This is a genomic window from Croceitalea sp. MTPC6, assembly GCF_036985525.1.
GTDB lineage: Bacteria > Bacteroidota > Bacteroidia > Flavobacteriales > Flavobacteriaceae > Croceitalea.
This window is the reverse complement of the sequence record NZ_BTGR01000002.1, coordinates 230,038-249,939: the sequence shown is the minus strand read 5'-3', so window position 1 is coordinate 249,939 and position 19,902 is coordinate 230,038. Positions and strand designations below refer to the sequence as shown.

The window sequence follows — 19,902 nt, the reverse complement described above, 5'->3', positions numbered from 1 at the left end:
TTCTTGAACCGTTTCAAATTTATTTGAACTGTATTTTATGCCCCTAGATTGATATATTCCATCTTATTCTAAAATTTGATGGTCCAAAGAGAAAATCCCCAATACACAAAAATCAAATCTTAATTCCATTAAAGACAATACATCTTTGAGTCAATCAAATACTCAAAAATCATGAAACAAGTTTTCTTTGTATTTCTTCTTCTATTAGGATTAGCTGCTCCAGCTCAAACAGGAATAATTAAAGGAATTGTAATAGATAAACAATCCGAGCAACCTTTAGAAGGTGCAACTATTGAACTTTTAAATGTTGAAATTGCTACCGGAGTCATCACAGGTTTTGATGGGCGTTTTAGCATGCCTAATGTTCCCTTGGGAAGAAACGTAATTCAAGTTAGCTATATTGGTTATGAGAGCGTCACTATTCCAAATATTGAAGTAACCTCAGGAAAAGATGTGTTTGTTACGGTACAGCTTCTAGAATCCTTTAATCAATTGGATGAAGTAATTCTAACTAACGAAGCTAATAAAGACAGACCCTTAAACAAATTAGCAACTGTTTCAGCAAGACAATTTGGAGTTGAAGAAGTAACACGATTTTCTGGGGGACGAAGCGATGTTGGAAGGTTGGCTGCAAACTTCGCTGGAGTCTCTGCTCCAGATGATAGTAGAAACGATATTGTAATCCGTGGTAACTCCCCAACGGGTTTACTTTGGCGTTTAGAAGGAATTCCTATTCCAAGTCCCAATCACTATTCAACACTAGGAACTACTGGCGGACCAGTTTCTGCTTTAAATCCAAACCTATTAAGGAATTCTGATTTCATTACCTCAGCTTTTCCAGCCGAATACGGAAATGCCATAGGTGGGGTTTTTGATTTAGGCTTTAGAAAAGGTAATACGGATGATTATGAATATACACTACAAACCGGAATTTTTACGGGAGTTGAAGCTATGGCAGAAGGTCCTTTAGGGACCAAAAAAGGTTCCTTTTTAGTTTCAGCTCGTTATTCGCTAGTAGGTCTTTTAGGAATTGGTGCTGGTGGAACCGCTGCAACACCTAATTATAACGATGTCTCGTTTAATCTTGATTTCGGAAAAGTGAATAATGGCAATCTTTCCATTTTTGGGATTATTGGCAATTCTGATATTGAGTTTTTAGGAGATGATATTGATGAAGATGATTTGTTTGCAGCTGAAGATGAAAACACTTTGGTTGACTCCCAATTTGGTGTTATTGGTATAAAGTATAATCTGAGTCTAAATAATAATTCTTACCTACGCACTATTGTCTCGGGTTCATATTCTGGAAATACATTCTCCGCAGATCGTTTTATAGAAAAAGATACCCCTCAAGAACGCATTATAAGATATACGGAAGCTGACAATACCGAAGTTAGATTAGCTTTATCCACACTTTTTAACTCTAAAGTGAGCAGCAAATTAAGTTACAGAACCGGAGTTTTAATTGAAAATTATAATATCCAAAGCTTATTGTTGGATAGAAATGAGCAGGCAGACAACGATGGCGACGGTGACCCAGATTTAATTACATTTAGAGATATTGATGAAAATTTAAGCATTCTTCAACCCTATATTCAAGGTCAATTTAGAGTGACCGAGGATATTACGTTAAATGCTGGATTGCATTCTCAATATAGCACTTTAAATAAGCAGTTCGTTTTAGGGCCAAGAGCAGCTTTAAATTATAATTTTTTACCAAATCATTCTCTAAATTTTGGATACGGACAACACTACCAGTCTATTCCATTACCACTACTTTTCTTGAATGAAAATGTGAATGGAGAACTAATACAAACAAATAGAGATTTAGACTTTGTAGAAAGTACTCATTATGTTTTAGGCTATGATGTAAAACTTGGCAATTCCTGGAGAGGAAAAATAGAGGTTTACCGACAAGATATTGAAGATGCAGCGGTGGAATCATCCCCGTCTAGTTATTCTACCCTAACAGAAGGTGCAAACTTCATTTTTGACAATGACCGGGTCTCATTAACCAACAACGGTACAGGTTTTAATCAAGGAGTTGAATTTACCCTAGAAAAGTTTTTTAGTGATAGCTATTATGGATTATTAACTGGTTCTTTTTTTGAAAGTAAATATGAAGGTAGTGATGGTATAGAAAGAAATTCCCCATTTAACAATGGTTATGTTATAAATCTTTTAGCTGGAAAAGAATTTAAAATAGGGGCATCGGGGACCAAAGTTCTATTCTTCGATACCAGATTAACCACTTCCGGCGGACGTTATTTTACCCCTGTAAATTTAGAAGCTTCACAGCAAGCGAGATTTGAAATTCTTAGAGAAAATGAGGCTTTTAGCCAGCAGTATGATGACTACTTTAGATGGGATGTAAAATTTGGCATCAAGATAAACAGTAAGAACAAAAAAAGGTCACATCAGATTTATTTTGACCTGCAAAATGTTACCTCTAATGAAAATGTATTTGTTAGAAGGTATAATCGTTTGACAAATCAGGTAGACCAAGTGGACCAGATAGGATTTTTTCCAGATTTTGGTTACAAATTCCAGTTTTAAGCGTCTTATTAGCATCAATCAAGAAATCACAATCATGAAAAAAGAAGAACAAAAAAATCAAGAGAAAGAGAAAAAATTGAAGATTACCTCTTTCTCCCTTAAAAGAAAACAGCAACTAAAATCAAATTTTATTTGGTGGGGTTGGAAAACGACTTAAGTTATGAAAAAAGCAGCACTCATGTTTGGAGTTGTATTAATAGGTTTAATTGTATTGGTACAATGGAATAACAAGGACAATTCTGTAGATTTTCTAGATAATCATCTTGCAGAGATTGAACGTCTATTTGAGAAAAGAAATGTCTCCAATCCTGAAGTTTCACAAGCTAGTGTATCTTGGCATCTTGATCACTCGCTAAAAACTATAAATCGTATCTCAGAACAGTTAATTCAATCAAAGCCTAAAGACTATTCATCAAGCTTCAGCTTTCAACGAGTGGTAGTACATACAACCGGTGTGATTCCCAGAGGAGTTGCCCAATCCCCACAAAATGTGAGACCACCAGATGTAATACTCTTGGATAGTTTAAAAATTCAATTGGAAGAGGTTAAAAACAATATTAAAAAAATAAATTTATTGGATAAAAATACTCATTTTGAACATCCTGTTTTCAAAACTTTGGACAAAGGGCAAACTAAGCGTTTTTTAGCTATCCACACCAACCATCATTTAAAGATTATCAGGGATATATTGGAGCAATAGCTTATTGATTGTCCAAGATTCTATTTAAATCATAAAAATAAAAGTTCTTCTCATCGTTCATGGCTACAAAAAGGCCATTGGGGAAAGTATCATTTAGGGGGGTCGTTACCACTTCACAACCATCTGTTTCTGTCGTGTTCAGATTTACTGCTTTGATAAATGAGTTATCTTTTCGCGAAAAGATATTGAACTCCCCCTGTTGCTGGTTGGAAACGATTAAACATCCTTCTCCATTTGGATAAGTAGCAATAGCAATTCCTTCAATATCGTCTAGAAATTTGTCTCCTCCAAAACAGGAAATTTCTTTATTCCCCATGCTTGGCTCAGCATAATACTTTCGAATGCAGACCCCCTCATCAGCATAATAAATAAATCCTTTTTCATCATCAACAGCAATAGCTTCAATCTCTTTTTGACCACTAAACTCTCCAAACTTTCTAATCAAATTTGCTTTAACCCCTTTGCTATCTGTATTTAGCTCATACTGATACAGGTAATTGTTTTTAGGTCCCTTTTTTCTACCAACAATGGCATAAATTTTAGTGTCTTTTGGTGATTTATATAATGAAATTCCCATTGGTAAATTCTGTTCAAATCCTGTTTCATCCACAAAAACTGAAAAACCACCATTATCCAGTGGTTTCATATCTGGCACTGAAAATATTCTAATTTGATGCTTTTCACGCTCGGTAAATACTAAAATATCTGTTTGAGTAGAATCGTTTAATTGAAATCCATATTCCACATCTACGTTATTGGGCCTTTCGATGTCCCTAATGGTCATTTCTTCAATTATTTTTCCATCTAAATCAAATGCATAGATAGCCCCATTGGTTTCTTTATCAGTTCCAAAAACAATACTTTTTGATGCATCATCTGAATTAACCCATATAGCAGGATCGTCCGTATCGTTTAAAGTAAAAGCTGTAATTACATCTGGCTCAATTGGTACAAGCTTACTTTTCTTGCAAGCTACAAGTGTAACAACTCCAATTAAAATATAGGTTACTTTTTTCATTGTGTTTATATAAGAACAAAACCGCCCTTACTATATTTAAGGACGGCCTTAAGACAAAACTAACTCAAACTATTTTTTGAACAAATCGTATTTTAAACCGAATGTAAGCCGTAAACTGTAAAATTCAACTTGTTGGGTTCTTTCACTAATACCCTGAAAATAACGCAAAGGCTGATTAGTTATATTATTTAAATCTGCATACAATCTTAGTTTGCTATTTATGGTATAGCTGGCATTAAAATCTAAGAAAAACTGCGTATCATAATATCTATCTTCAAAGTCGTTACCCCCTATTTCATCAATATAAGAATCAGAGAAATTAGCAGACAATCTTGCACTAAATTTCTTGTCTGCATATCCTAAAGAGCCATTGAACATGTTTGGGGCAGTATTTGGCAAATCTAGGTCGGTTCGCTCATCTCCATCTTCGTTACGTATGCCGTTGGCACTTGATGTCAAATATGTATAATTCAAGTAAATGCTAAAGTTTTTTGCAAAGCCTGGCAGAAAATCCAATTGTCTTTGAAAAGCAAATTCTGCTCCGAAAATTGTTGCCGAATCTCCATTCAAAGGTTGAAACAAATCAAAACCTTCAGTATCGGGACCGAAAGAATTGTCTGGGGTTTCCGAAATAAAAGTATATACAAAATCAGTTATGTCTTTATAAAACAACCCTCCAGATATTATACCAACGCTTTTAAAATAATGTTCTGCCATCAAATCAAAGTTCATTGATGTTGTTGGGTCTAGTTCAGGATTCCCCACAAAAATTTCATCATCACCGTTCACCACATCTAAAAATGGAGTTAAATCCACATAATTTGGCCGTGCCAAAGTATTGGTCCATGCCAAACGTAAAATAGTGTTGCTTGAAAAGTCATATTTAAAGTGAACCCCTGGAAGTATATTAGTATAAGAACTCTCTTCTGTGATTTCACCTACTACATTCTCTTCATCTTCAATTTGATTACCTGTTGCAGTAATGTTTGTGTTTTCTATTCTAAGACCGGCTAAAAGACTCAGTTTATCGGAAAGCTTTTGGTTGGTCATGGCATAAGCGGCCCAAACATTTTCTTCTACGTTAAAATTATCCCTTAAAAATTCATCAGGAACAGATTCACCGGCATTGTCACTCAAATCAAGACCCCCTAGCCAAACTTCATCGGGGTATAGACCAGCTTCGTATTGACTACCTGCTAAATAATCGGGGTCAGTATAACTTTTAGTAGGTACATCGGCCAAGGTTGGAAATTGATCTTCCAAATCAAATTCAAAAAAGTTGTTGTTCCTGAATTTCTTCTTAAAACGACCTCTTGCCCCAAACTTAACGATACCATCACCATTACCAAAAAAGTCCGTTGGCAACTCAAAATTCAAGAAAAAATTGATGTCTTCTTCTTCAGTATACTGAGTTTCATTGGTGATTTCATCAAATTCAAAACTGCCCAAATCATCAGCATCAGAGGCATTTTCTGCGGTCATTATCGGAAATTCTGGGTCAGTGTTGTTATTCAATACGGAATACTCTGCTACATATTGCGCATAACGCTCATCTAAACGTTCTTCGGAGGCTTTGGCATAAGCAGCCATCCAATTCATTTTTAAACTGCCAAACAAGTGATTTCCACCAAGGGTGTAATTCTGCATACGTTGATCTTCCAAACGTCTATTTTGAATTCGGTCGCTATCAAGCCCACCCTTGGTCTCGCGAGCAATTTCAGCTGGAAAACGCGTCGGCACCCCGCTGGTAATGGTAAAATCATCTATACCAATATCCTCAGCATCCAATATTTCTTGAGCCAGCACAAAACGGTTTTCACGATCATCTCGCCAATTGTACATGGTTTTTAAATAAATAGTGTTATCCGCGTTAAAATTATAATCAAAATTAGCGGCAAAACTTCTACGAATACGCTGTACCAAATAGGTGCGTTGTTCAGTTACGTTAGTGTAAGGATCTACATCAACTTCATCAATTATGTCTTCACCATCAACGTCTTGTACTCCTGTATTGAATTCAAATTCATCGGTCCATTCCGCTTCTACATTGTCAGAACCAAAGTCATTGTCATTGATAGAGGCGGAAACCATCCATCCGAACTTTCCATCTTTAGTACGGTCACCCACTAAGAAGGAACCATTTAAAATTCTTTTATCAGTAATAAAATTAATTCCTGAGCCCGCTGTGGCCGAAAGTCTAAAACCTTGTGGAGCGGTTCTAGTAACCAAGTTTACAGAACCACCAAGAGCGTCAGCATCCATATCGGGGGTTACTGCTTTGTTTACCTCAATGGTCTGAATCATATCAGAAGGAATTAAATCCATCTGAATATTTCTGTTATCCCCTTCCGCAGAAGGAATTCTACTGCCATTTAAAGTAACCGAATTTAGTTGTGGTGATAGACCGCGCACAATAATATTACGTGCCTCCCCTTGATCTACTTGCATGGTTATACCAGGAATCCGTTTAACAGCATCCCCAATATTAGCATCTGGAAATTTACCAATCTGGTCTGTTGATACCACATTAGTGATATTTAAATTGGTCCTCTGAGTATTTAATGCTTTTGCCTGCCCACTTATTCCGTAGGCACTTACTTGAACTTCTTCAAGTTCAAAATTTTGTGAGTTCATTGTAACAGATACCACAGCGGTCTCACCATCCGCAACTGTAACTTCTTGTTCAACATTTGCGTAACCCAAGTAAGAAATTTGAAGGCTATAAGTTCCTTCTGGAACTCCTACAAGGGTAAATCGTCCGTCAAAATCTGAAATAGCCCCTTTTGAAATCGATGAAATATAAACATTTGCACCAGGCACGTATATTCCATTTTCATCAGAAATTGTTCCTTGAATATTACCTGTTTGGGCACTAACAAATACATATCCTAAAATAGTGATAAAAGAAAGTAATTTAGTTTTCATGATTTGGTCTAATTAGTTGCCACAAAGGAACTGTTTAGGCTTACAAAACATGTTTCAGAAAGTTAAAGGATACTTTACTATTTACTTAATATCTTGTTCATTTAATCTCAATTTTACGTAAAATTTAAATCCTGTAAACAAAAAACCCCGCTAAATAGCGAGGTTTTTATATAATTTTAATAGATATTTTCTATGCCTCAAAAGGCTCAATGGAAACATAAGATTTACCTCCCACTTTCTTTTCGAACTTTACAATACCGTCTACTCTAGCATGTAATGTATGGTCTTTGCCAGCATAAACATTTTCACCTGGATTGTGTTTTGTTCCACGCTGTCTAACAATAATATTGCCGGCAACTGCAGCCTGACCACCAAAAATCTTAACTCCTAATCGTTTCGATTCTGATTCCCTACCGTTTTTAGAACTACCTACACCTTTTTTATGTGCCATGATATAATGTTTTTTGTTCCTATTTTACTTTTTTAATGCTTCTATAAGCTCTGCTTTCTTCATCGAAGAAATACCTGTAATTCCCGCAGCTTTAGCCATTTCTTTCAATTCTGCTACGGTTTTGCCACTCAAATCTTCAGTAGCTTTGGCTTTTGCAGGTGCTTTTTTGGCTGGAGCTGCTGCCTTTTGAGGCGCTTCTGCTTTAGCAGTCTCTTTTTTAGGAGCCGCTGCTTTTTTTGGTTTTGACGGAGCTGCTTTCTTACCTCCCTTGGCTACAATACTTTCAACAATAATTTCAGTCAAAGATTGTCTATGACCATTCTTTTTTCTGTAACCTTTACGTCTTTTCTTATGAAAAACGATTACTTTGTCACCTCTAAGATGCTTTACGACTTTGGCCTCTACAGCCGCACCGTCTATGACTGGGGCGCCGATAGTTACGTTACCGTTGTCATCTAAAAGAAAAACTTTGTCAAAAGTGACTTTTTTTCCCTCTTCTGCCTGTAATCGGTGAACGTACACTTTCTGGTCTTTTGCAACTTTAAATTGCTGCCCTGCCATCTCTACAATTGCGTACATAATGCGTTTAATTAAATTATATTTAGCTGCTATTTTTACAAATAGCGGGTGCAAATATACTGCTAATTCCTTAATCTACAAGCATTTTTTAAGCAATTGAACATTTATTTTTTTGGGTTATTTGATGCCTTAAAAAGTTGCATAAACGTAAGTGTTAAAACAATAGATGTTGCGAAACCCATAATGGCAACAGTAAAAAATACTATTCCTTTAAAATTATTGTAATCACTTGCCCAATTCTTTGAAAGCTCGAGTAAAAAATCAGGGTTCAATTCTGTAGAGTAAATAGCAAAAAAGAGTGTAAAAAGTAAGGTTGCCAAAAAACCGGTAATAATACCGTTGGTAAAACCTTTACTGTAGGTAAAAGATGAACCCTCACGTATTCTTGTATATTTTATTACCTCATAAATGGCAAAGCCAGTTATTACCCCATTAAAAAGGCTGTAAAACACATTGGTATGTTTTCCCAACAGGGATAGAATTAAAAAATATGCTATTAAACTGGCTGTTGTGACAATACCAAAACGAATAGGTAATGTAAAGTTTTTCATCTTTTAGATTTAAGTCATACTCAAAGTAACAAAATAATATAAAAAATCCTGTTAAAAAGAATAATCCTTTTCTATCCTCTATCCTAAAAAATATATATTCGTGTAACACTTATTAATTATTGAAGACTAATTCGAAGTATAATTAATTCTAAACACTCAGAAATGAAAAAACTTTCCTTTTTATTCTTTGTCATGCTTTTTTCCATGGGCTTAGTTTCTGCTCAAGAGGTAGCCTATGAAGAGTATGATTTAGACAATGGTATGCATGTCATCTTGCATCAAGACAATGGTGCTCCAGTAGTATCAACATCAGTAATGTACCATGTAGGTGCAAAAGATGAAGATCCAGAAAAAACTGGATTTGCACACTTTTTTGAACACTTGTTGTTCGAAGGCACTAAAAATATTGAACGCGGTGAATGGTTCAAGATAGTTTCTGCAAATGGAGGCAGTAATAATGCCAACACTACGCAGGACAGAACATTCTATTACGAAACATTTCCTTCTAACAATCTACAATTAGGATTATGGTTGGAATCTGAAAGGCTACTTCATCCTGTAATCAACCAAATTGGTGTGGATACTCAGAAAGAAGTAGTACAGGAAGAACGTAGATTACGCTATGATAATTCCCCATATGGAAGGTGGAGAGAACAAATGTTCATTAATCTTTTCAAAAAGCATCCTTACCGATGGCAAACAATTGGTTCTTTGGAGCATTTGGCCAGTGCCACTTTAGAAGATTTCCAGAAATTCAATAAAATCTACTATGTGCCAAACAATGCAGTACTTGTAGTTGCTGGTGATATTGATATTCCAAAGACCAAGAAAATGATTCAAGATTATTTTGGCCCTATCCCAAAAGGAGCAGAGATAAAAAGAAACACTTTTGTGGAAGACCCTCTAAACGGTCCCATAAAAGCTAGTTATAACGACCCAAATATTCAGATTCCCCTTTTTATGATGGGTTACAGAACTCCAGCGCAAACTGAAAAAGATGCCTATGTACTTGATATGATTTCAACTTATCTAAGTGATGGGAAAAGTTCTAAATTATACAAAAAGCTTGTAGACGAAAAGAAAATGGCCTTGCAGGTATTTGCCTTCAATGGCTCACAAGAAGATTATGGCTCCTACATTGTTGGGGGTCTTCCTGTAGGTGAAAATACTTTGGAGGATATCAAAAAGGAGATTGAAGAAGAAATTGTTAAAGTTCAGTCGGAGCTTATTTCGGAAAAAGACTATCAAAAATTACAGAACAAGTTCGAAAACAATTTTGTAAACTCTAACAGTAGCATACAAGGTATTGCTAACTCTTTGGCAAGGTATTACATGCTTTATGACAATACCGATTTGATAAATACTGAAATTGATATTTATCGTTCCATTACAAGAGAGGATATTAAAGATGTTGCCAATAAATATCTTACTCCAAGCAATAGAGTAGAGTTAGAGTATTTACCAGAACAAAAAGAAGCTAACTAAGATGAAAAAGTTATTATTATTTTCGATGTTGTCCCTGTTTTTTGCAACATCTTTCGCACAAGTTGATAGAACTAAACAGCCAGAACCTGGTCCAGCACCAGAAATTAATTTACAAGAGCCCAATACTTTTGAGCTTAAGAATGGGTTAAAAGTTATGGTTGTTGAAAACCATAAATTACCTAGAGTCTCAATCCAACTGCAAATAGACAATCCTCCCGTTTTAGAAGGAGAAAAAGCTGGAGTCCAGAGTTTGACAGGCAGCCTTATGGGGAATGGTTCCAAATCAATTTCAAAAGATGATTTTAATGAGGAAGTGGATTTTCTCGGAGCTAGACTAAATTTTGGTGCCACGAGTGCTTTTGCAAGTAGTTTATCCAAATATTTTCCTAGAATTTTGGAATTAATGGCAGATGCCGCCCTTAATCCAAATTTTACTCAGGAAGAATTTGAAAAAGAAAAAGCAAAGCTCATTACTGGGCTCAAAACCCAGGAAAATGATGTGTCAGCAATTGCCAGTAGAGTACAAAGTGCTCTAGCTTACGGCAAAAATCATCCAAGAGGTGAGTTTACTACTGAAGAAACGGTAAACAATGTAAACCTTATAGACGTAGAGAATTTTTACAGGGATTATTTTGTGCCAGCTAATGCATATTTGGTTGTTATTGGTGATATAGAGTTTGACCAAGTAAAAGAATTGGTAACTAAAAACTTTACACCTTGGACCAAAGCTGTTCCACCATCATTAAGCTATTCCGAGCCAAAAGATGCACAATATACCCAGATTAATTTTGTAGACATGCCAAATGCCGTTCAATCGGAAATTTCTGTACAGAATTTGGTAGACCTTAAAATGAAAGATGAAGATTATCTAGACGCTCTGATTGCCAACAGAATTTTAGGTGGAGGTGCACAAGCAAGGTTATTTCTTAATTTAAGAGAGGATAAAGGATACACCTACGGTTCCTATTCTGGAATCGGCAATAACAAATATGGCCCATCTACTTTTAGGGCAACAGCTAGTGTTCGTAACATGGTAACTGACAGTTCTGTGGTCGAACTTTTAAAAGAAATAGATAAGATTAGTTCAGAACCAGTCACAGAAGAAGAGTTGGCAAATGCTAAGGCAAAGTATGTGGGAAATTTTGTGATGGCTTTGGAAAGGCCACAAACCATAGCAAATTATGCGTTGAACATTGAGACCGAAGGCCTTCCAAAAGACTTCTACAAAACGTATTTGGAGCGCATCAATGCCGTAAGTATAGATGATGTCCAAAACGCTGCTAAAAAGTATTTTTCTTCAAGCAACGCTAGAGTAGTTGTTACTGGAAAGGGAAGTGAAGTTTTGGAGAATTTGGAAAAGGTAAGCCTTAATGGTAAAGCTGTTCCCGTACTTTACTATGATAAAACTGCTGATAAAGCTGAAAAGCCGGATTACGATGCTGCACTTCCAGAAGGAATTACTGCGAACAATGTGTTGGAGAAATACATTGAAGCAATTGGGGGCGCTACCAAGGTAAATGCCATAAGTTCTTTAAAATTGGTTTATGAAGGTGAAGCTATGGGAAGCAAAATAAAAATTGAGGAAAAAAGAACAGCAGATAAATTTGCCCAAACTACCTTTATGAACGACAATGCCATGATGGGAGTTGTAGCTAAAGGTGATGAACTTTACATGAAGCAAGGTGCAAATAAAATGCCTTTACCAGCAGACATGAAAGAAGATATGATGAGTGTTTTGGGTATTTTCCCCGAGCAGGCATTTTTAGCTAACGGAGCAGCAAAATTAGCTGGCGTCGAAAATGTTGATGGTAAAGATGCCTATAAAATAGATGTTGCGGGTAAAGTGATGCAATCCTCTTTCTTTTATGATGTTGAAACTGGCCTCAAAATAAAAGAGACTTCTGTTATTACAATGAACGGGCAAACGCAGAACCAATCTTCCATGCTCAAAGATTATCAAGAAGTTGATGGCATTAAATTTCCATCGATAAAAACACAAAGTTTTGGGCCACAAGAAGTTGAAGTTAAATTACTAGAAGCAGTAATCAATACTGGTGTTTCTGAAGCTGACTTTGAATAATTTTCAATACTTATAGTGAATTTTTAAGACGCCTTTCGGGGCGTCTTTTTTTATTGACCAGATATACCCCGAATAAGATTAAGAGTGCAGCAAAAAATTGTTTCAAACTAAATTTTTCTCCGTCCAATATTCCCCATAGAATCCCTACAATGGGAATTAAATACGTTACTGAGACCGAAAATACCGCCGAAGAAATCTGTGTCAATTTGTTAAACATCACTTTAGCAATACAAGTGCTAATAACACAGAGAATTATTACATATCCCAAAGAACTCCAGAAATATTTTCCAGAGCTAACCTGATCTCCAAAAAATCCAGATAGTGGGAGCACAATAAGAGCTGGCAAAATTATACACGCAAAGTTACCAACAGCAATGGCCATAGGGGGTACGTTTTGCAACTTGCTTTTTATGATATTAACGTTACCCGCATAACAAATTGCAGCAGTAATCACAAAACTTGCATACCAATAGTCCTGTTCTGGGTTTACGGCAGCACCAAAAAGTATTAAAAATCCTGCCCCTAAAAGACCAATTAAAACTCCCAATAATTGATTTTTTGTAAATGAAATTCCAAAAGCGAGCAAACCAATAAATAGTGTAAATAAAGGAACCAAGGAATTTAATATCGCGGCAATACTACTATCTATCTCACTTTCGGCAAAAGCGAATAGAAACATGGGAATAAAACTTCCAATAAAGCCAGAAAGCGCTATCCATCTCCATTCTTTTTTAGAAATACTTCTTAGAGATTTAAACCCGATCATGAAAAGAAGAAACCCAGCAATTACAACTCTAACAGAACCCAATTGAATTGGTGTAAAACCCTCTAATCCTTTTTTAATAAGTATGTAAGATGTCCCCCAAATAAAAGATAAAACAATAAGGTAAAACCACTTATTTTGTTGCAGCTTCAAAGTATCCAGGATTAAGCTACAAAAATGAGGTATTTAATTCGGATTTCTTAACTAATTTTACAAGACTTAAAATATTACCATGAGGACACTTGTTTTTATTTTGCTGTTGATGATTGGCATCTCGTGCAAACAAGAAAAGAAAGTAGAAGAAGGACCTACACAAATGGAAGAGGTTATGGCAATCCATGACGAAGTCATGCCAAAAATGGGTACACTTTCCAAACTTGTTGCCGAGCTAAAAACCAAGGTTGATACCACGGCCACTGGAAAACAATATGAAACTGCAATGAAAGACTTGCAAGATGCCAATAAATCCATGATGGATTGGATGATGGGATTTGGGGACCGTTTTGATTCTGATGAAATATTGGAGGGTAAAGAACTTTCTCCTGAGAAACAAGATTGGTTGGATGAGGAAGAAGAAAAAGTGAAAGCACTTAAAGAAAAAATAAACTCTAGTATTGAAAGAGCAGAAGCTTTACTTGATAAAGATTAGGCTAATCTTTCCATTCCATACTTTCCATAATCCTACGAATATCTTTTTGTAAATAATTTGTCGCTGGGTAAATGGAGTCATAATTAGGTTTCGCATAAAAGTATAGTGAGCCAGTAACAAAATGGTTAATACTATCTGTTACATAAAACTGAGACTGTGAGGCAGCGTTCCCAGTGACTTCATAAAACATTCCATAAACCTCTTTTGGAGGATTTACAAAAGGTTGTTCTATAATGTTATCGGCCTTAGCGGCATGTTCGTAGGATAGTTTTTGACTATCCCTTAGAAGCGTGTTCAAATCTTCCCCAACCTTTTTGTAAGTGATATAAATGGACCCTTTAATAGTTGGGTAATCAATCGTCATTGCATTTTCGTTCTGAATTTTGACTTTGGCAATCTTATTCATCTCGAAAACATAGTTCTTTGTATCCAACTTTCCGTATTCTGTTTTGGGAAAATCCAATCGCAACATCGCCTTTGGTTTTGGAAACACTTCTTCTTTGCACCCTGCCAATACTATAAAAGCAATCAATACTATTAAGATTCTATGACTCATGCGGTAATGTTACTTTAATTTGCTTTAACCTCTTCTTATCCATACTTTCAACAATAAATTGATAGTCGTTAAATACCACTTTCTCCCCCCTTTTTGGGAAACTTCCTGAAATTTCCAAAACAAAACCCGCAATGGTTTCCGATTCTCCCTTTTTTAATTCGAACTCCTCTTCATCATCAATTTTTACTACGCGATAAAAATCTTTCAAAGTGGTTTTTCCTTCAAATACATAAGTATAGTCATCTAATTTTGAAAATATCAGATCTTCATCATCAAACTCATCACTAATATCACCTACAATTTCTTCAATAATATCTTCTAGAGTAACAATACCTGAGGTTCCTCCATATTCATCGACCACAACCGCCAAATGTTTTTTCTGTTCTTGAAACTCTAGTAAAAGATCATCCAGTTTTTTATTTTCTGGGACAAAGTAGGGCTCCCTAATCAAAGACATCCAATTAAACGTTTTTCTGTCTATATAAGGAAGCAAATCCTTAACATAAAGTACCCCCAGTACATTGTCCATATTCTCAGAAAAAACCGGAATTCTGGAATATCCATTCTTTTTAATTTCCTCCAACACTTCAGGGAATTTCATTTCTTCGTTTAGCGCAAAAATGTCAATACGTGGCCGCATTACTTGTTTGGTATCCGTATTCCCGAATGAAACAATGCCCTCTAATATTTTTTGCTCTTCCTTGGTAGTATCACCTTCTGAAGTAAGCTCCAAAGCTTGGGAAAGATGGTCTACACTAAGATTGGATTTTTCTTTTCCCAATTTTTCCTGTAGAAATAGTGTGGCAGAGCGCATTGGCATGCTTAATGGCGTAAAGAAAAAATCAAAAACTTTAAGAGGTAGTGCCATAAAGCTTGAAAATTGTATCCTATTTCTATTGGCATAGATTTTAGGAAGAATTTCTCCAAACATTAAAATTAAAAAGGTGGCCAATACCACCTCAAGAATAAAACGAACAGAAATCACCCCAAGTAATGATTGATCAATTCCTGAAAAAATAGTATTCCCAATAGCGCTAAATAAAAGAACTATACCAATATTTATGGCGTTATTGGCAATCAAAATTGTTGCCAATAATTTTTTAGGTCTTTCTAAAAGCTGAATAATCAATTTTCCTTTTGAAGTACTCTCTTCATCAATGGCTTTTAAATCTGTTTGGGAAAGTCCAAATAATGCAACCTCTGCCCCAGAAATAAGTGCAGAGCAGATTAAAAGCAAAACAAGCACGACTACTTTTGCCGTAAATACTCCATTAAAAGAAAGAAATAATACTAGTAAACAATGGGAGTCTGGGTCCAAATGATTACAATTTAATTATCTAGAATGGTAAATCATCATCTTCTTCAACATTCTGTGCAGGTGCTGCTGTTGGAGTACTCACAGGGTTATTTGAAGTCGGTTGTGCATTCGTATTGGATTGTGGTATTTGTGCGTTTGCACCACTCTCATTTTTGGTGGTTAAAAAAGTAAAGTCTTGTACATGAACTTCAGTAGTATAACGTGTATTGCCATCCTCACCTTGCCATTGTCTGTTCTTGAGCCTGCCTTCTACATAGACCTTATCTCCTTTATTTAAGTACTTCTCGCAAATTTCTGCAGCTTTATTGCGCACAACTACATTATGCCAATCTGTATTGGTTACTTTTTCACCGGTCTGCTTATTGGTATAGGTTTCATTGGTGGCGATAGGAAATCTGCCAATACAGCCACCACCCTCAAAATAATGCATTTTCACTTCGTCTCCTAGATGCCCAATCAGCATCACTTTATTTAATGTTCCGCTCATAACTTTATATTATATCAAAAGTACTAAATTTTAAAGGTTTTAATGAAGTCTGCAATTAAAACGGGAACTGGATAATTAGTCACCTTCTCCCAAGACAGCCCATCCTTTAAACTCTTATCAATCTTTAGTATCCAGAACTTGGTATGCAAATGTTGATGAGACAGCTTATGGACAATTGGTTTATCATTGTACAAGTAAACATCCGAAACACTTTTAAGATTCAAGAGGGATAACACTTCTTCCTTCAAACGTTTCAACTCTATTTCTTCCGTAGTTTCCAACAATGGAAATTGATATAGGTTTTGCCAAATACCTTTCCCTGTACGTTGCTCAAAAAGGACATTATTATTGTTGTCAAAAACTACTAAATAGTTAAAATATTTATTCTTGACCTTAGTCTTTTTTAATTTTACCGGTAGTTCATGAACTCGATTCTCCTTTAAAGCAACACAACTGTCATTTATTGGACAATGCAAACAATAAGGTTTCTTTGGAGCACATTGTATCGCCCCAAATTCCATGATGCCCTGATTATAATCACGAACATCATCCTTGTCCATGATCTCTCTTGCAAGGGATTTAAAATGTTTGATTCCTTCCGAGGAATTAATCGGAATATCAATTCCAAAATATCTAGCCAAAACCCGATATACATTTCCATCAACCACAGGTTCTTGTTCTCCAAAACTTATGGAAGCTATAGCACTCGCAGTATAGTCTCCCACACCTTTTAATTTCACTAACTCTTTGTATGTATTTGGGAAATCTCCATCAAACTTGTTGACAATAGTTTTTGCCGTATAATGCATATTTCTGGCCCTAGAATAATAACCCAAACCCTGCCATAACTTTAAAACTTTTTCTTCATCAGCATTAGCTAAATCATAAACCGTGGGAAACGCATCAACAAACTTGTTATAATAAGGTAACCCTTGTGCCACCCTTGTCTGTTGCAACATAATCTCGGAAAGCCATATTTTATAGGGGTCTGTCGTACTCCGCCAAGGAAGTTCACGCTTGTTTTCGTTATACCAAGTCAGTATTTTTTTTGAAAAAACCATATGCAAAAATACTATTGCGCCAAAGTAACAGTTTATATACTTAAAATTTAGGGCTTTATGCAAAACATTTATATATTTGCAAGCCTAAAAAAACGAAAATCTAAATACGAAATGACGAAAGCGGATATTGTATCTAAAATCTCAGAGAAACTGGGTATTGAAAAAGGTGACGTACAAGCGACTGTAGAATCTTTTATGGAAGAAGTTAAGACGTCCTTAGAGAATGGTGATAATGTGTACTTAAGAGGTTTTGGTAGCTTTATCATAAAGACAAGAGCTGAAAAAACAGGAAGAAATATTTCCAAGAACACCACGATTAAAATTCCTGCACACAATATTCCTGCATTTAAACCTGCAAAGGTTTTTGTAGAAGGAGTAAAAAGTAACGTACAGGTTAAATAAAATACTAACGTAAAAAGCACACTATATGCCTAGTGGAAAAAAGAGAAAAAGACATAAGGTAGCTACCCATAAGCGCAAGAAGCGTAGGAGAGCAAACCGACACAAGAAAAAGTAGTCTGCTAGACTACTTTTTCATTTTAATCACACGTTCATTGACATTTCGGTTCAAAAATTAGCATACCATTACGGCTATTATAGCCGTTATAAATATTTTTTAATCATCCGCTATTGCGGATAAAAATCGATACATGAATAGAGAATTAATCGTAAGATCTAGTTCTGACGCAGTCGATTTTGCCTTATTAAAGGATGGAAAACTTATTGAACTTCATAAAGAGGAAGATAATAATAGCTTTTCGGTTGGGGATATTTTCCTCGCCAAAATAAGAAAACCAGTTACCGGCCTAAATGCAGCCTTCGTAAATGTTGGTTATGAGAAAGATGCTTTTCTGCATTATCATGACCTTGGCCCACAGCTATCTTCCATGTTAAAGTTCATTAAACAAACAAGAACAGGAAAACTCAGAGATTTTTCCTTGAAAGACTTTCCATTTGAAAAAGATATAGACAAGAATGGCAGTATTAACGATGTTATTAAGGCCAATCAGTCATTATTAGTACAGATTGTAAAAGAACCCATTTCAACCAAAGGACCAAGAATAAGTTCAGAGTTATCAATAGCTGGACGTTATTTGGTCATGGTTCCTTTTTCTGATCGGGTTTCGGTTTCACAAAAAATCGAAAGTAACGAAGAAAAAAGTAGGTTAAAAAGACTTGTTAAGAGTATTAAACCTAAAGGATTTGGAGTTATCATCCGTACTGTTGCAGAAGGCAAAAAAGTCGCAGAACTTGACAAAGATCTCCAGAACTTGCTGGACAAATGGACAGCAATGTGCAAAACCTTGCATAAAGCGCAACACCCTTCAAAAGTATTGGTGGAGCTCAATAGAGCCTCCTCTATTTTAAGGGATGTATTCAACGATTCCTTTACAGGGATACATGTTGATGATGAAGCCCTTTATGAAAACATCAAGGATTATGTGCACGAGATTGCTCCTAAAAAGGAGTCCATAGTAAAACTATATAATGCTCCTTCTCCCATTTTTGAAAAATTTGGGATAGAGCGACAAATTAAAACATCATTCGGGCGTACTGCCTCCATGAGCAAAGGTGCTTACTTGGTCATAGAACATACCGAAGCTTTACATGTAATAGATGTAAACAGTGGCAACCGTTCCAATAAAGCAAAGAATCAAGAAGATACCGCCTTAGAAGTAAATATGCTTGCAGCATCAGAAATTGCCAGACAATTACGACTTAGGGATATGGGCGGAATTATCGTTGTTGACTTTATTGATATGACCAGGGGCGACCATCGTAAAAAACTCTTTGACCATTTAAGGGACGAGATGAAAGATGATCGTGCTAAGCATAAGATTTTGCCCCCAAGTAAATTTGGTCTTGTTCAAATTACAAGACAAAGGGTACGACCAGAAATGAACATTAAAACAAGCGAAGAAAACCCTAATGGCAGTGGCCAAGAGGTTGAAGCTCCAATTGTTTTGATAGATAAGATCAACTTTGATTTAGAACGAATTTTAAAAGGTCCAAATAAGAAGAAAAGCATTGTATTAAATATACATCCCTTTATTGCTGCTTATTTAACCAAAGGAACTCCTTCCATACGTCAAAAATGGTTTTTAGAGCATCAGAAATGGGTTAAGATTCAGCCCAGAGATGCTTATACTTATCTAGAATATAGATTCAAAGATAAAGAGGGTAAAACTCTCAAATAATAAAAAGCGACTTCAGAGATGAGGTCGCTTTTTTTGTTTTATATACTTTTGAGAATGCATGTATCAAAAAGCTATTCTGTAAAAGAAGCCATGAGCAAATTAGAGAGCTACTGTGCCTACCAGGAACGTTGCCATAAAGAAGTGGTGCAAAAACTGAAAGAGATGCGTATGATTCCCGAAGCCATTGACCAAATTGTCACCCATCTTATTCAAGAAAATTATTTGAACGAGGAACGTTTTGCACAAAGCTTTGCTAGGGGAAAGTTCTCCATAAAAAAATGGGGCAAAAATCGAATTGTGAATGAGTTAAAGCAGCGTAATATCTCTAGATTCAATATTAAAACAGCACTAAAAGAAATTGACGAATCGGAATACATAAAAACTCTAGATGAACTTTCAAAAAAACGTTTGACGCAAATTAAAGAAACCAATATTCAAAAAAGAAAGAAAAAATTAGCTGATTACTTACTATACAGAGGTTGGGAAAGCCACTTGGTTTATCAAAAAATAAAAGAATTAATCTAA

At 35.7% G+C, this 19,902-nt stretch carries 19 protein-coding genes; 9 read left to right on the top strand and 10 right to left on the bottom strand.

The window, feature by feature from the left end; translation table 11 throughout:
• Nucleotides 1-171 precede the first annotated feature (171 nt).
• From AACP56_RS05545 to AACP56_RS05535, 3 genes are read left to right on the top strand one after another with little or no spacing between them, the layout of a single operon-like run.
• Nucleotides 172-2,556 carry a TonB-dependent receptor gene (locus AACP56_RS05545; RefSeq protein ID WP_339336660.1) on the top strand — a complete coding sequence of 795 codons (2,385 nt, stop codon included), beginning with the start codon at nt 172-174 and terminating at the stop codon, nt 2,554-2,556.
• Nucleotides 2,557-2,590: 34 nt separating this feature from the next.
• Nucleotides 2,591-2,713 (top strand): hypothetical protein, encoded by a 123-nt coding sequence (locus AACP56_RS05540; protein ID WP_339336658.1) that lies wholly within the window; start codon nt 2,591-2,593, stop codon nt 2,711-2,713.
• A 3-nt stretch (nt 2,714-2,716) separates the two neighbouring features.
• Nucleotides 2,717-3,256: a DUF1569 domain-containing protein gene (locus AACP56_RS05535; protein ID WP_339336656.1), complete on the top strand. Its 540-nt coding sequence runs from the start codon at nt 2,717-2,719 to the stop codon at nt 3,254-3,256.
• A gap of 1 nt (nt 3,257) precedes the next feature.
• Here AACP56_RS05535 and AACP56_RS05530 read toward each other — a convergent pair whose 3' ends face one another.
• The 5 genes from AACP56_RS05530 to AACP56_RS05510 form a co-directional block, all read right to left on the bottom strand.
• Nucleotides 3,258-4,274, bottom strand: coding sequence for a phytase (locus AACP56_RS05530; RefSeq protein ID WP_339336654.1), 1,017 nt, complete (start codon nt 4,272-4,274; stop codon nt 3,258-3,260).
• A gap of 69 nt (nt 4,275-4,343) precedes the next feature.
• Nucleotides 4,344-7,199 carry a TonB-dependent receptor gene (locus AACP56_RS05525; RefSeq protein ID WP_339336652.1) on the bottom strand — a complete coding sequence of 952 codons (2,856 nt, stop codon included), beginning with the start codon at nt 7,197-7,199 and terminating at the stop codon, nt 4,344-4,346.
• Nucleotides 7,200-7,389: 190 nt separating this feature from the next.
• The gene (gene rpmA / locus AACP56_RS05520) at nt 7,390-7,650 is read right to left on the bottom strand and encodes a 50S ribosomal protein L27 (protein ID WP_339336650.1); all 261 of its coding nucleotides are present in this window, start codon (nt 7,648-7,650) and stop codon (nt 7,390-7,392) included.
• Between the two features lie 24 nt (nt 7,651-7,674).
• On the bottom strand, nt 7,675-8,229 hold the full coding sequence (gene rplU, locus AACP56_RS05515) for a 50S ribosomal protein L21 (protein WP_339336648.1): 555 nt from the start codon (nt 8,227-8,229) through the stop codon (nt 7,675-7,677).
• Nucleotides 8,230-8,333: 104 nt separating this feature from the next.
• The gene (locus AACP56_RS05510) at nt 8,334-8,780 is read right to left on the bottom strand and encodes a DUF4199 domain-containing protein (protein ID WP_339336646.1); all 447 of its coding nucleotides are present in this window, start codon (nt 8,778-8,780) and stop codon (nt 8,334-8,336) included.
• Between the two features lie 162 nt (nt 8,781-8,942).
• Here AACP56_RS05510 and AACP56_RS05505 point away from each other — a divergent pair, with 162 nt between their 5' ends.
• Nucleotides 8,943-10,265, top strand: a complete 1,323-nt coding sequence (locus AACP56_RS05505; RefSeq protein WP_339336644.1) for a M16 family metallopeptidase — start codon at nt 8,943-8,945, stop codon at nt 10,263-10,265.
• 1 nt (nt 10,266) lies between these two features.
• Nucleotides 10,267-12,345, top strand: a complete 2,079-nt coding sequence (locus AACP56_RS05500) for a M16 family metallopeptidase (protein ID WP_339336642.1) — start codon at nt 10,267-10,269, stop codon at nt 12,343-12,345.
• Between the two features lie 10 nt (nt 12,346-12,355).
• Here the strand turns inward: AACP56_RS05500 and AACP56_RS05495 are convergent, their stop codons facing one another.
• Nucleotides 12,356-13,261: a DMT family transporter gene (locus AACP56_RS05495; RefSeq protein ID WP_339336640.1), complete on the bottom strand. Its 906-nt coding sequence runs from the start codon at nt 13,259-13,261 to the stop codon at nt 12,356-12,358.
• A gap of 79 nt (nt 13,262-13,340) precedes the next feature.
• Here AACP56_RS05495 and AACP56_RS05490 point away from each other — a divergent pair, with 79 nt between their 5' ends.
• Nucleotides 13,341-13,757, top strand: a complete 417-nt coding sequence (locus tag AACP56_RS05490) for a hypothetical protein (RefSeq protein WP_339336638.1) — start codon at nt 13,341-13,343, stop codon at nt 13,755-13,757.
• Between the two features lies 1 nt (nt 13,758).
• On the opposite strand, the gene gldD is transcribed toward AACP56_RS05490, so the two are convergent.
• The 4 genes from gldD to mutY are packed head-to-tail and all read right to left on the bottom strand — an operon-like array spanning nt 13,759 to nt 17,179.
• On the bottom strand, nt 13,759-14,313 hold the full coding sequence (gldD, locus tag AACP56_RS05485) for a gliding motility lipoprotein GldD (protein WP_339336636.1): 555 nt from the start codon (nt 14,311-14,313) through the stop codon (nt 13,759-13,761).
• Nucleotides 14,303-15,631: a gliding motility-associated protein GldE gene (locus AACP56_RS05480; protein ID WP_339336634.1), complete on the bottom strand. Its 1,329-nt coding sequence runs from the start codon at nt 15,629-15,631 to the stop codon at nt 14,303-14,305. Before AACP56_RS05480 ends, gldD begins: the two co-directional genes overlap by 11 nt.
• A gap of 19 nt (nt 15,632-15,650) precedes the next feature.
• Complete coding sequence (locus tag AACP56_RS05475; RefSeq protein WP_339336632.1) at nt 15,651-16,118, bottom strand: single-stranded DNA-binding protein; 468 nt, start codon at nt 16,116-16,118, stop codon at nt 15,651-15,653.
• A 23-nt stretch (nt 16,119-16,141) separates the two neighbouring features.
• Nucleotides 16,142-17,179 carry an A/G-specific adenine glycosylase gene (gene mutY / locus AACP56_RS05470; RefSeq protein WP_339336630.1) on the bottom strand — a complete coding sequence of 346 codons (1,038 nt, stop codon included), beginning with the start codon at nt 17,177-17,179 and terminating at the stop codon, nt 16,142-16,144.
• A 111-nt stretch (nt 17,180-17,290) separates the two neighbouring features.
• Between mutY and AACP56_RS05465 the strand changes: the two genes are divergently transcribed.
• The 3 genes from AACP56_RS05465 to AACP56_RS05455 all read left to right on the top strand — a co-directional run bounded on the left by AACP56_RS05465 (nt 17,291) and on the right by AACP56_RS05455 (nt 19,902).
• The gene (locus tag AACP56_RS05465) at nt 17,291-17,581 is read left to right on the top strand and encodes an HU family DNA-binding protein (RefSeq protein ID WP_010516435.1); all 291 of its coding nucleotides are present in this window, start codon (nt 17,291-17,293) and stop codon (nt 17,579-17,581) included.
• Nucleotides 17,582-17,829: 248 nt separating this feature from the next.
• Entirely contained in the window at nt 17,830-19,377 is a 1,548-nt protein-coding gene (locus tag AACP56_RS05460; RefSeq protein ID WP_339336628.1) for a ribonuclease E/G, read from the top strand.
• A 54-nt stretch (nt 19,378-19,431) separates the two neighbouring features.
• Nucleotides 19,432-19,902 (top strand): regulatory protein RecX, encoded by a 471-nt coding sequence (locus tag AACP56_RS05455; RefSeq protein ID WP_339336626.1) that lies wholly within the window; start codon nt 19,432-19,434, stop codon nt 19,900-19,902.

Coding starts and splice junctions, on each gene's coding strand:
- gldD (WP_339336636.1), bottom strand. CDS start 14,313: ATGAGTCATAGAATCTTAATAGTATTGATTGCTTTTATAGTATTGGCA.
- AACP56_RS05460 (WP_339336628.1), top strand. CDS start 17,830: ATGAATAGAGAATTAATCGTAAGATCTAGTTCTGACGCAGTCGATTTT.
- rplU (WP_339336648.1), bottom strand. CDS start 8,229: ATGTACGCAATTGTAGAGATGGCAGGGCAGCAATTTAAAGTTGCAAAA.
- rpmA (WP_339336650.1), bottom strand. CDS start 7,650: ATGGCACATAAAAAAGGTGTAGGTAGTTCTAAAAACGGTAGGGAATCA.
- mutY (WP_339336630.1), bottom strand. CDS start 17,179: ATGGTTTTTTCAAAAAAAATACTGACTTGGTATAACGAAAACAAGCGT.
- AACP56_RS05510 (WP_339336646.1), bottom strand. CDS start 8,780: ATGAAAAACTTTACATTACCTATTCGTTTTGGTATTGTCACAACAGCC.
- AACP56_RS05455 (WP_339336626.1), top strand. CDS start 19,432: ATGCATGTATCAAAAAGCTATTCTGTAAAAGAAGCCATGAGCAAATTA.
- AACP56_RS05500 (WP_339336642.1), top strand. CDS start 10,267: ATGAAAAAGTTATTATTATTTTCGATGTTGTCCCTGTTTTTTGCAACA.
- AACP56_RS05535 (WP_339336656.1), top strand. CDS start 2,717: ATGAAAAAAGCAGCACTCATGTTTGGAGTTGTATTAATAGGTTTAATT.
- AACP56_RS05525 (WP_339336652.1), bottom strand. CDS start 7,199: ATGAAAACTAAATTACTTTCTTTTATCACTATTTTAGGATATGTATTT.
- AACP56_RS05475 (WP_339336632.1), bottom strand. CDS start 16,118: ATGAGCGGAACATTAAATAAAGTGATGCTGATTGGGCATCTAGGAGAC.
- AACP56_RS05545 (WP_339336660.1), top strand. CDS start 172: ATGAAACAAGTTTTCTTTGTATTTCTTCTTCTATTAGGATTAGCTGCT.
- AACP56_RS05540 (WP_339336658.1), top strand. CDS start 2,591: ATGAAAAAAGAAGAACAAAAAAATCAAGAGAAAGAGAAAAAATTGAAG.
- AACP56_RS05530 (WP_339336654.1), bottom strand. CDS start 4,274: ATGAAAAAAGTAACCTATATTTTAATTGGAGTTGTTACACTTGTAGCT.
- AACP56_RS05465 (WP_010516435.1), top strand. CDS start 17,291: ATGACGAAAGCGGATATTGTATCTAAAATCTCAGAGAAACTGGGTATT.
- AACP56_RS05490 (WP_339336638.1), top strand. CDS start 13,341: ATGAGGACACTTGTTTTTATTTTGCTGTTGATGATTGGCATCTCGTGC.
- AACP56_RS05505 (WP_339336644.1), top strand. CDS start 8,943: ATGAAAAAACTTTCCTTTTTATTCTTTGTCATGCTTTTTTCCATGGGC.